Genomic DNA, 11,865 nt, shown 5'->3' on the forward strand with positions numbered 1-11,865 from the left:
GGCTATTGGTAGCTGATTTAACGCAGAAATAGGTGAAAATAGCTGCACTGTATCGATTTGCTTATCCCGAGTTGAGCTTATTTACTCTGGCTGATATAAAATTCTTTTTAGGACAAGGCTAAGCTGATCTACTAATTGCAATATTGAAATCGGTAAGGTTGCACGTGTAATACTATAGCCCTCTACAAAGGGTAATAAAGTAGAAGCTGAAAACTGTATTTTTTGCTCTGCGCAGCCAACCGGAGCGATATTTCTTAAGTGTTCAACAATAACGGCATGCAACTCACGGTAATATTGATCTAACGCTAAGCGACCACTTTTATGATGGTTAGAAAAGACCCAAAACTCTTTAAATAACTGTGCACAAAGCGTACTTTCACGATATTTAAGCATATGCAGCAACAGCGAGCCTAACGCCTGCTCGGCGACCTTGCGTGCCGGGGCTTGATAGTTTCGCAAATGTACAAAATAAGCATCGATAAAATCGCTGAATAAAACATCTAACAAAACGCTTTTATTTTTAAAATGTAATAAGACCGTACTTTGCGGTAGAGCTGCTCTGTCTGCCACTTTCGCCATCGAGAAACCTTCACAACCCAATTCTTTTAATAATTGCAGCCCAGCAGATAAAATACGCTCAGCTTGTTCATCGACCATTTTATCCTCCTGTTTCTATCAAATTGATTGTAAGACGCTTATTTCCACAGAGCAAGATTACTCAGGACGCATATGCCCTTCAATCCACTCTTTCACCTCTGCAAATCGATACGCTTCTAACAGCGCAAAACCTTGCAAATTACGCACTTTCAAACGCGTAAAAATAGGTGTTGTTAATCCACAAAAGAAACGAGCTAACAATACGGGGGTTTTCTGCTCTGCCAATTTATCACTAATCTGCACACTTAATTGCTCAAAATCATATTGATTAAGCGGCTTTAAAACAGGAGGCTGAGGCATTACAGCTACTTGTCCCATGCATACAGAGCAGTGCCCGCAAGGCTGCTGTAAATTGCTATCAGAGAAATAATTGGCAAGCTGTAAATTCAAACATTTCTGACTGGCAAAAAAATCTAATAAAAAATGGATACGTTGTATTTCACTTTTCTCTTTCTCTTTAAATCGCAACACTAGTAGATCGCGTAAATTTTCATTTATAGCCTCTTTAAAGACTTTATAAACCTGAGTCATCTGCTTGGTTTGCAGTTCAATCAGACCTTGCTGATCAAGATAATCAATGGCAGTGATCACCCGGCTACGATCGCTAGAATAAAAGGATTGTAGCTTCTCAAAATTAATGGTCGCCCAAGTCCGTGCTTTATCTGAGCTCTGTAAAATCGCCTGCACAAAGTGATAACGCTCATCTTTAAAGCGTCCCAGCAACTCATTTTCAGGTACTAGCAATTTGTATTTATATTCCGCGTAATAACTGTAAGCGGGTTGTAATACCCCCTGTAACTCTAAATAAACCAACAATGTTTTCAGCGCTAACAAACGGATATTGGATTTGCTCGAGAGGCTGTTCATCAGCACTTCCCATTGACCACCTGCTTGCAAAATTTCATTTAAAATATAATCAATCGCACTCGGCTCAGGGGTATCGCCATAAACAAAATTTTCCAAAATATTAAGATTGTTTTTATTGGCTAAAACCAGGCAATCGGCCTGTAAACCATCACGCCCCGCACGCCCTATCTCCTGCGAATAGTTTTCTATCGATTTTGGCAGATCATAATGCACCACAAAGCGAATATCGCTTTTATCAATGCCCATACCAAATGCAATAGTCGCAACAATTACGGGTAGTTGCCCTGCCATAAAATCTTGCTGAATGGCGACTCGTCGTTCATTAGGCAAACCTGCATGATAAGGCGTTGCATTTATACCCTGCTGTTTTAATAAATTGGCCAGATCTTCTGCACTTTTCTGCAAGGTCACATAAATAATGCCCGATAACTGCACACGCTGTTTTAACCAGGGCAGTAGAACATTTAGTTTATTTTCACTGGTCACCCCCTGTACCGATAAATTCAGGTTCGGGCGATAGGACCCGGTTAAGGTAATATTTTGTGGTGTGATCGTAAACTTTTCCGCCATATCTTTTATAACTTTAGAGGTCGCAGTTGCAGTTAATAACAGCACCTGTGGAATATTAAATTCGCGGCGGTATTGTGCTAGTTTCAGATAATCGGGGCGAAAATTATGTCCCCATTCCGATATACAGTGCGCCTCATCGATCACCAGTAAAGAGATCGGAAGCTGTTTTAGAAACAATCGAAAACGCTCACTGTTGAGGCGTTCCACCGAGATAAATAAAATTTTAACCTGCCCGTTAGCAACCGCATTATAAACTGCGGATGATTCAGCCGGGGTTTGCATTGAATGAATACTCGATGCACTGATGCCTTTATTCTGCAGAAACTGCAATTGATCTTGAATCAAGGCAAGCAGCGGAGAAACTACCAAAGTTAGATGTGGAAGATGTAATGCAGGAAGCTGATAACATAATGATTTACCCGAGCCGGTAGGGAAAATTGCAGCGGCACTTTGACCATTGATTAATGCTTGAATAACCTGCTCTTGCCCGGCTCTAAAGGTCGAAAATCCAAAATACTGCTCAAGTAACTGCTTCATCTATAAACCTTAGCTTATTAACTGAAAGTTATTTATAGCATATAATCAGCACTCTCACTCAAACCAATAAGAACTTATGCGAATTCATGCACTTCATAAACTTTATCAGCAACGATTAAGTCAATGCACACGTCCTTTTTTAGCGCGTGGCGGGCGCATTGAACGCTGCAGTTATTGCATGTTATTACCCTATTTGTGCATCTGTGATATTAAAAAAACGCTTTCAACAAACAGTGCTTTTTTGCTATTAATGTATGACGATGAAATTTTAAAGCCGAGCAATACCGGGCGTTTAATTGCCGATCTGATTCCCGACACCTTAGCCTTTATCTGGTCGCGCACTCAGCCTGAGCCTCAACTGCTGGAATTATTAAAAGATCCGAAATGGCAACCAATTGTTATTTTTCCCGAAGAGTACACTGCACCCGAACGTGTAATGCATAAATATCAAGCTCCCGAAAAGAACAAACGGCCGCTATTTATTTTACTGGATGCCAGTTGGGCACAAGCGAAAAAGATGTTTCGTAAGAGCCCCTATCTTAATAACTTTCCGGTTTTATCATTTTCGCCAGAAAGCATCTCTCGTTATCTGCTACGAAAAGCGGTTAAAGATAATCAGCTGGCCACAGCAGAAGTTGCAGGACGGGTTTTGGAATTTATCGGTGAGTCAGAGAACGCTACAATCATGGATCTGTTATTTGAGACCTTTAAAGAAAATTATATGGTAGGCAAAGAGCGTAAACAACTACCTGAAAATGCGACTCAGTTTCGCTTTCAGGCATTGTTGGGTAAAAAATAGTTTCCGTTCAATATTCCATATTTACGATTAACTTAGGGTCTGCGTTTAGGTCTGGATCTTTTCTTTTGCCATTTAATCTATCAATAACTTAGCTTAAAGAAAAACTGTTATGCGCCAGAGAAAAACACTCCCGAGCTGACGCATGATTTTTGCTATTTTCAGTTCAAAATTATTAACAATAGCATTGTTAAAATTCGCCAAAAGTGACTACATTTACATCAAAAATAAAGTTTATTTAAGATAGTGTCCCTCATGAAGTTTCAGCGATATGATGCATTAGCATAGCGGTCATTTAGCGGGGTTATAATTTGACTGAACAAAAAACAAATTCCAATAACATAATAATTATCAAATCATTTGCTGATAAAAAGAAAAAAGAAGCGGGTAAACTAAAACGCACTTATGGATTCTGGCTGCTTGTTATCCTGGCAACTCTATCACTTATTATGAATTTAGTGCTTGTTACTGTTGCTTTAAAATGCATCACCTATGATGAGTACATTTATACATTACAGGGGCGTTTTCTGGAGTTTTTATTACAATCCTGGTCATAAATAATGACCTGTTTAATAGTAAAAACAACTTGCTCAATATTAAACTGACTTAATAAAAGGCAGCTGTAAGTATTAACTTGCAGCAAATTAAAACCTCTTTACGATAAGGAATAAATCTTTTATCTTGTCTAAACTGAGATTAACATCACAAAACATAGAGAGACTAATTATGAAACTGACCAACAAAATTCTGTATGTAATTTTTATTAGCATTTTTTCAATATCACTGGCCAATGCTGCTACCGTCACTCTAAAAGATGGTCGTAGCTTTGAAGGTGATATTAAAAGCCAAGATAGTAAAACACTGGTTCTCGATATGAGCGGTATTGAGATGCGTTTACCTGTCAAAGATGTCGCTTCTATTGATCTGACTGAAAGCACTACAAAGAGCGAAAAAGTTGAACAGCAAACAACAGCAGACAGCGATAATAGTTCTGCCACCGTACCAGCCGGCACAGCCCTTACGGTACGCATGGCTGAATCTGTAGATACGCGAAACAATAAAACTGGGCAGCGTTTTACCGCAGTACTTGAAGCAAACCTAATGTCCGGTGACATTATTGTCGCTAAAAAAGGCTCAAAAGTTTACGGCGTATTAACAAATGTGAAAAAGGCCGGACGTATTGCAGGCACTGCCTCCATGACGCTTGAACTTAGAGATATTTCCATCAATGACGTGATGGTCGCAATCAGAACTCAGCCAGTAAGCGGCCAAGGGGACAATACTGCAAAAACAAGTGTTGGCAGAACAGCAAGAGCTGCTGCGATTGGCGGTTTAATTGATGGCAGTGATGGCGCGAAAACTGGCGCAAAAGTAGGTGTCGGGGCAGCTCTTTTAACTAAAGGTGATGATATTCAAATACCGAAAGACTCTCTTCTCGATTTTATCTTAAGCGCCCCACTGGAAAGATAAGCTCAAATTCCCTGCCTTATACCCCAACCGCTTGGGTATAAGGCCTAAACCTTAGCTTTCACAAATGCACTGACAAACTTTGCAATCGCTTCAACATTATTAAAATCCAGTAACGGCAACTCACAACCAGCAACTCTGACATCACACGCCACAGCAATAATCGACTCATCTCTTATAAACATAAATGGCTTATTCAGTGCGCTGCGATGTAACTCAATTTTATTAAATGGCTGATCACGAAACCCCTCCACCAGCACCAAATCCAATCCATCAACTTGCAATAGAGCTAATTGTTCAGCCAGTTTACTCTCTTGTTGCTCTGCATATTCGCAGAACAAAATAGAGCGATGAGGTCCTGCTAAAACTACTTGTGAAGCCCCCGATTTACGCAGTCGATAACTGTCTTTACCAGGTTGATCTATTTCTATATCGTGATGGCTGTGTTTCACTAATGCCACATTTAAACCTTGCTTGGTTAATACTGGAATCAGCTGCTCTAAGAGCGTGGTTTTACCTGTACCGCTAAAGGCCGCAAACCCCAGCAAAGGTACGGGGAAGTTAAAAAGTTCAGACATAAATTCACCTTATATAAAAAAACGATTCGTTATACCATTCTAGGTAAGTGGTCAATTTAGGCGTAGGAAAAATAAATCATATCAAGGCATGAGTTGCAGTAAATGGTTGTTCCCTTTACAAAACTTATAACGCAGAGATGGTTTATTTTACCAGTATAAAAGATCAGGTACTTATCTAGAATGGTATTAGTAAGCTTTATATTAATTCATTATACTCAACACTTAGATAATAGAAGCTTAAATACTTTTTTGGAAGAACAATGATCGCGCCGTATGTTAATGAATTTTTAATGCTTACCCTGATCCATTTTCTAGCAGTTATTTCCCCAGGACCCGATTTTGCAATCGTGATCCGCCAAAGTATTAGTTTTGGGCGCAAAACCGCAATTATCACCAGCTTAGGCATTGGCGCAGGTATCTCTATGCATGTGCTGTATACCCTGCTTGGGATCGGCTTTATTATCACCCAATCAGAAATGGCCTTTATGCTTGCTAAAATTGCAGGTGCCTCGTATTTAACCTATCTTGGGCTGAACCTGTTATTTAGCAAAGCAAAAACAGCAGAGAGCGCGCAAATAAAAGTAGATATTGATAAAAATCATCACAAACGCGCCTTTATGCTTGGTTTTATGACTAACCTGCTCAACCCCAAAGCAACCCTGTTCTTTTTGGCTATATTCACCACAATTGTTAGCATCGATACACCATTAGCAGTGCAAACTATTTATGGTTTTTGGATAACCATTACCACAGCATTATGGTTTTCACTGGTTTCATTTTTCTTTTCACACCATAAAGTGCGTGCAAAATTTGTTAGCCACGGATATCTATTTGAACGCGTAATGGGCATCGTATTGCTGATTTTTGCAGTGAAATTAGGAGTGGCGTTACTTTGAATTAAAAAAGCTTTGGATATTGAAAATAGAAACTCCCCAAATGCAATCGGGGAGTGCATAGCCAAAATATAGCTATCGCTCTACGGCACAGCAAAACCTTTTGATGCCACCCATACTCGATACCACTGTTCGGTATTCATCTGCAGTGCTAATGCGCCAACCGCCTCTTTAACTCGCTCTATTTTGCCTGAACCAATTAATGCCACCGGGTTAGAGGGGTGCTTTAATACCCAGGCAAAAACAACCTGCTCTATTGAATTAGCCCCTAGCTCATCAGTGAGTTCGGTTAGCGCGCCGCGCAATCGTCTTGCCTGATCTGTTTGTTCACTGAAAATTCCACCACCCGCTAAACATGACCATGCCATCGGGCGGACGCGATATTGCTGCAGTTGATCACAAGTGCCATCTTCAAGAACGCTAAAGTTAATCGGGTTGATTTCAACCTGATTAGTCACTAAGGGCGCATCTAAGCGCGACTGCAATAGATCAAACTGTGAGCTTGTAAAGTTTGATACGCCAAAGTGCTTCACTTTGCCGCTTTGTTTTAATTCAGAAAAAGCCTCGGCTACTTGATCCGCATCCATTAAAAAATCGGGGCGATGCACTAACAAAGTATCTAACTGTTCAACACCTAAGCGTTTTAGTGAATTTTCAGTAGAAGTTAAAATACTTTGTTTACTGCTGTCGTAATGTGAAACGCGTTTTTCCCCCGTTGCCGGAGCGATGCCATTAATACCAAATTTAGAGACGATTTCAATTTGCGCACGCATAGCGGGATCAAGTTTTAACGCTTCGCCAAACAGAGTTTCACAGTTACCTGCGTCATAGATAGCCGCATGATCAACCGTGCTGATGCCCATTTCAACATGCTCTTTTAGGAAGGTCAAACGCGCCTGCGCGTTCATATTCCACTCACCTAAGCGCCAGTAACCTTGTACTAATTGAGAAAATTCAGGGCCTTGTGGTGCCATTAAAACTTTTTGAACGATACTCATAACAAACTCCAAATAGGGGATTAATCTGTGTATATGAAAATTTAGTCTAGCACTAAGAATTACAATAAAATGATAAACAGACAAAAGTGTTACATTTAGATACAAAAAAAGGGCTCCTGACCCAAATCTGCTTTATCAAGATTGTTAGATCGTAACTAACCACTATAATCACAGCAAACTACTTGCTTAACAGCAATAACAGCAATAACAGATATGGAAATCATGAAAGACAACTTTATTCAATACCTGCTAAAAAAACGACTGGGTAGCGTTTTTACTTTTTGCGCTTTTATTCTCCTTCCCCATTTTGCCGTCGCCAGCGAATTTATTACTGAAGAACTTAACCGTCCCGAGCAGAAACAAAGTACCTGGATGGTTTTACCTTATATCTTCAGCTCCGACAGCATGGGGCTAACAGGTGGCGCAGTCGCTATTTTTGATGGTTTTGTGCAGCCGCAAATGACCATAGTTGCCACCGCATTTATGGGGGAAGAGTTAGACGTTAAAGAAACGTTTAACAATGAGGCGGATCAAAAACGCACTCAAGGCGGTATGCTTGCCGTTAGCAGTTATAATCCCTCATTTTCTGATCGTCTATTTATTAGCTTCCTTGGTGCTTATGCATATTACCCGAACCAACGCTTATATCTTGAGGGCGGTAATGACTCAGTAAAAGACTTAGAATCAGATACTCTGACGCCACTGCAAACACAAGGCGACAATGATTGGTTTAATCTTGATTTTCGTTATGTATTGCCATGGGGTGAAAGTGAAAATACCATTTTGCCAGAGATTCAATTACGCCGTGGTATAGCTGTTAATCGTGATTTAACTGGTGGTGGGGAGGTATTTACCAGCGGGCAAACTATTTTGGGCAGTGAAATTTTTTACTCAGAATGGAGCGCTGAAAGATTTATCGAGGAGCCTGCAATTAATAGCAATGGCTTACGTTTATATCTAGAGCATAACAATACAGATTACCCCCGTAATCCCTCGCGAGGCTATGCATTTACAGGTAAACTATCTGCTGATTTCGGTCTAGGCAACTCCACACAAAGCTGGAATGCATTGGAATTTGATTATTCACACTATATCGAACTGCCCAATTTCTCCTGGAGCAGACAAAACGTTTTAGCCTTTAATGGCTGGACGGCTTATTCCCCCTCATGGGATAAATCCGCTAAATTACACCCGAATGGTGTACTCGATAAACATCAAACACCAATGTGGGAAGGCGCAAGGTTAGGTGGCTGGACGCGTATGCGTGCTTACGATAGTAATCGTTTTAATGATAAAGCGGCTATCTACGGTGCAATTGAATATCGCTTAATACCCAGCTTAAATCCAATGGCAGATCAGCACTGGTCACCATTTCCAATTGATTGGTTCCAAACCGTAATATTTGTTGAAGCAGGACGTGTCGCTGAACAATATAACATTACGACACTGCTAAGTGATATGAAATTTGATGTCGGCTTTAGTGTGCGCGCATTAGCGGCTAAGGTCCCCGTCCGTTTTGAAATGGCATTTGGTGATGAAGGATCGGCTATGTGGGTGATGCTCAATCAGCCGTTTTAAAAAACTGCTCTCCAGCAGCGCATATAATATATATCGTCGTTCACTAGAACTTGTATGTTTAATAAAAAGCCAGAGCATCTTGCGTTCGATCCATAAAAAAGAGAGCGTACATCCTTCTGATGGCTGACTCCAGAAGATATCAGGACAAAGACATTTCAGATTTTCTAAATGTCGGTACTGCCACTATCTATCGAACAAAAAGAGATTTGTGGTTAATTTTGATGAGGCGATGAAGCAACTGGTATCTGATATAACCCGTCAAGCGCAGTGAAATAGGGAAGAAAGCTCGTGGAGATCTTGCGATTAATCAGTGTTCTATCTGATTAATGATCTAGCAGTTATGCACTAGTCTGAACAGGCTAGTGCATAACTCTTGCGGAATATACAAAAATATACATACAAGGCCAAAGGCAGAGCTGACTCACAAGTTAATCAAATGCTTTCAGTGTTCTGCTTCTTTTCCTGCTATTTGAATAAAACCAGATACTCTTTAACAAGTAACCTCTTAAAAAACTCCGTTAGGAAGGATGTAAACAATGCATAAACATATATGGAAATTGACTTATCTATTACTCACTCTAATCCTTATTCCCATAACAACGTCAGCAACGGATCTGAATTATTCAGCTTGGCCTAGAGAGATCCCTTTTGAGCTGGGAATCATTGTGATCTACCAGCCTCAACCCGAAAAGTTAGAAGGAAATAAATTATTTGCCCGTGCAGCCGTTGCTCTGGAGTTAACAGACCGTGAACAGCCCGTGTTTGGAGCGATCTGGTTTAGTGCTCGTCTTAACACGGATCGCGCAGCCCGATCGGCTACATTTGAGGATGTTAAAATCACCCGCGTGCGTTTTCCTAATGAAAAAACTGAAAATGCCAACCGACTTAGTGAGTTGATTGAAAAAGAGCTTCCCAAAAACCAGCTTCCTATTGATATGGATAACCTAATTGCTACGTTAGAGCATGTGCAAGATCGTGAAAAAACAGCAGAAAATATTAATAATGCCCCACCGAAAATATTGTTTATTAACGAACCAGCAGTATTAATCAGTATTGATGGAGAGCCTCAATTAAAACAAGAAAATGGCATCACACGAGTGATCAACACGCCATTCACTATTATTCAAGATAGCAGTGATAGCTACTGGTACCTAAATGCAGATGCTACTAATTGGTATAAGGCAAAAGAGATTCGCGGAGAATGGAAGTTAACTCATTCAGTTCCCTCTAAAATAGCCAGCATGGCTCCTGTATCTGAAGAGTATGAAGACACGGGTATTGAAGGAGATCAAATTGATGGTCCTGCGCCTAAAATAATAGTCTCGACAGTGCCAACGGAACTGATATCAAGTACCGGAAAACCTAAGTTCACCCCGGTTAACGGTACCGATCTTCTTTATGTCAGCAATACCGAAAGTGACGTATTGATGGATATAAAAAAACAGCAATACTACATCCTACTTTCTGGCCGCTGGTACAATAGCAAATCGCTCAATGGGCCATGGAAACATATAATGGGAGAGGAGTTACCTCGCGACTTTCCAAACATCCCTCAAGAATCAGAAGTGGCGACGGTTCGTTATGCAGTGCCTGGCACAGAGGAAGCAGAAGAAGCGGTAATGGATGCTCAAGTACCACAAACAGCAACTATCGAACGTAACAAAGCCAGCTTGACTGTTGAGTATGATGGTTCTCCAATCTTTAAAACAATAGAAGGGACGCAACTTTCCTATGCAGGCAATAGCGCCACCCCAGTTATTCGCTTTAAAGGTAGCTATTTTGCCCTAGATCAGGCGGTGTGGTTTGTTGCAGATACAGCAACAGGAAAATGGCAGGTTGCAACAGCAATTCCAGCGGATATCTACACAATTCCCCCTGAGTCACCTCTCTATTACGTCACCTTTGTACATATTTACAGCTACACACCTGAGGTAGTTTATATAGGTTACACTCAAGGTTATAGTAACGTATATATTTATCACAATACGATTGTGTACGGCACAGGCTACTGGTATCACGGATGGTATGGCCGCTATTACTACCCACGCCCTTCCACCTGGGGATTTCATGTTCGTTATAACCCTCGTGGGGGGTGGCGCTTTGGCCTAAGTTACAGTAACGGACCATTTACATTTACTATTGGTCGTGGCGGATGGTACCGAGGAGGATGGTGGGGACCAGGTCGCTACGGTAGTTATCGTCGAGGATATAAACACGGTAGTCGAAAAGGTTATCGTGCAGGTTATAAAGCAGGAAAACGAAACGCATCCAGAGACAATATCTATCGATCTCAGCGTAATCAAAGCCGTAGCAGTATGATCAGCAATAAAAATCAACAACAAGCGAGATCAAAGGCAGCTCCAAAGCGTAAAAATAATGTCTACGCAGATAGTAAAGGTAATGTGCACCGCAGCACAGGAAAGGGCTGGGAGACAAAAACCAATAAGGGCTGGGATAACGAAAGTGGCGCTAAGAAACAACAAACAACAAAAAGTAATCAACAACTTAATCGTAACCAGCAAGACAGGAAAAAAGGAAATCAAAGAATTCAGCAGCGGCAAAGAAAGCCAAGTACTACACGTAGTAGACGCTGATAAACTTTGCTTATTTTATTAATAAAAATAAATAGAATAATTCGGGGACATCCATTAGTTATTAAATCCTAATTTAATGAATTTATAGAATTCAAAATCTGCTTGTCCCAACTTATCATAAGCAAAAAGCCCGTAACATTCTTCAATGTTACGGGCTTTCTTAATGTGCTCGATGGTAGAGGCATCAAACCAGTGAATACCCCAAGGTTTTCTCTGTTAGAGGTTCGTAGAAAGCAAAAAGCCCGTAACACATTGAAGTGTTACGGGCTTTTCTAAATGTGGTCGGTGATAAAGGATTCGAACCTTTGACCCCCTGGTCCCAAACCAGGT

The 11,865-nt window shown here is 40.7% G+C and carries 10 protein-coding genes; 6 read left to right on the forward strand and 4 right to left on the reverse strand.

Annotated elements, in window-relative coordinates; translation table 11 throughout:
• Positions 1-81: 81 nt before the first annotated feature.
• The gene (locus tag AC4GME_RS13020) at positions 82-657 is read right to left on the reverse strand and encodes a TetR/AcrR family transcriptional regulator (RefSeq protein WP_490377081.1); all 576 of its coding nucleotides are present in this window, start codon (positions 655-657) and stop codon (positions 82-84) included.
• A 57-nt stretch (positions 658-714) separates the two neighbouring features.
• Positions 715-2,631 carry a RecQ family ATP-dependent DNA helicase gene (locus tag AC4GME_RS13025; RefSeq protein ID WP_490377080.1) on the reverse strand — a complete coding sequence of 639 codons (1,917 nt, stop codon included), beginning with the start codon at positions 2,629-2,631 and terminating at the stop codon, positions 715-717.
• A gap of 76 nt (positions 2,632-2,707) precedes the next feature.
• Between AC4GME_RS13025 and AC4GME_RS13030 the strand changes: the two genes are divergently transcribed.
• The 3 genes from AC4GME_RS13030 (at position 2,708) to AC4GME_RS13040 (ending at position 4,897) form a co-directional block, all read left to right on the forward strand.
• The gene (locus AC4GME_RS13030; protein WP_490377079.1) at positions 2,708-3,430 is read left to right on the forward strand and encodes a tRNA-uridine aminocarboxypropyltransferase; all 723 of its coding nucleotides are present in this window, start codon (positions 2,708-2,710) and stop codon (positions 3,428-3,430) included.
• Positions 3,431-3,738: 308 nt separating this feature from the next.
• Positions 3,739-3,984, forward strand: coding sequence for a hypothetical protein (locus AC4GME_RS13035; RefSeq protein ID WP_490379536.1), 246 nt, complete (start codon positions 3,739-3,741; stop codon positions 3,982-3,984).
• A gap of 169 nt (positions 3,985-4,153) precedes the next feature.
• Complete coding sequence (locus AC4GME_RS13040) at positions 4,154-4,897, forward strand: hypothetical protein (protein ID WP_490377078.1); 744 nt, start codon at positions 4,154-4,156, stop codon at positions 4,895-4,897.
• A 44-nt stretch (positions 4,898-4,941) separates the two neighbouring features.
• On the opposite strand, the gene mobB is transcribed toward AC4GME_RS13040, so the two are convergent.
• Positions 4,942-5,472, reverse strand: a complete 531-nt coding sequence (gene mobB / locus AC4GME_RS13045) for a molybdopterin-guanine dinucleotide biosynthesis protein B (RefSeq protein WP_490377077.1) — start codon at positions 5,470-5,472, stop codon at positions 4,942-4,944.
• A gap of 260 nt (positions 5,473-5,732) precedes the next feature.
• On the opposite strand from mobB, the gene AC4GME_RS13050 reads away from it, so the two are divergent.
• On the forward strand, positions 5,733-6,368 hold the full coding sequence (locus AC4GME_RS13050; protein WP_490377076.1) for a LysE family translocator: 636 nt from the start codon (positions 5,733-5,735) through the stop codon (positions 6,366-6,368).
• An 80-nt stretch (positions 6,369-6,448) separates the two neighbouring features.
• Here the strand turns inward: AC4GME_RS13050 and AC4GME_RS13055 are convergent, their stop codons facing one another.
• Positions 6,449-7,363 carry an aldo/keto reductase gene (locus AC4GME_RS13055; protein ID WP_490377075.1) on the reverse strand — a complete coding sequence of 305 codons (915 nt, stop codon included), beginning with the start codon at positions 7,361-7,363 and terminating at the stop codon, positions 6,449-6,451.
• 222 nt (positions 7,364-7,585) lie between these two features.
• Between AC4GME_RS13055 and AC4GME_RS13060 the strand changes: the two genes are divergently transcribed.
• Together AC4GME_RS13060 and AC4GME_RS13065 are read left to right on the forward strand one after the other, a co-directional pair.
• Positions 7,586-8,941 carry a BamA/TamA family outer membrane protein gene (locus tag AC4GME_RS13060; RefSeq protein ID WP_490377074.1) on the forward strand — a complete coding sequence of 452 codons (1,356 nt, stop codon included), beginning with the start codon at positions 7,586-7,588 and terminating at the stop codon, positions 8,939-8,941.
• A gap of 536 nt (positions 8,942-9,477) precedes the next feature.
• Positions 9,478-11,535, forward strand: coding sequence for a hypothetical protein (locus tag AC4GME_RS13065; RefSeq protein ID WP_490379537.1), 2,058 nt, complete (start codon positions 9,478-9,480; stop codon positions 11,533-11,535).
• Positions 11,536-11,865: the final 330 nt, after the last annotated feature.

The sequence above is a fragment of the Psychromonas sp. genome (assembly GCF_983033635.1).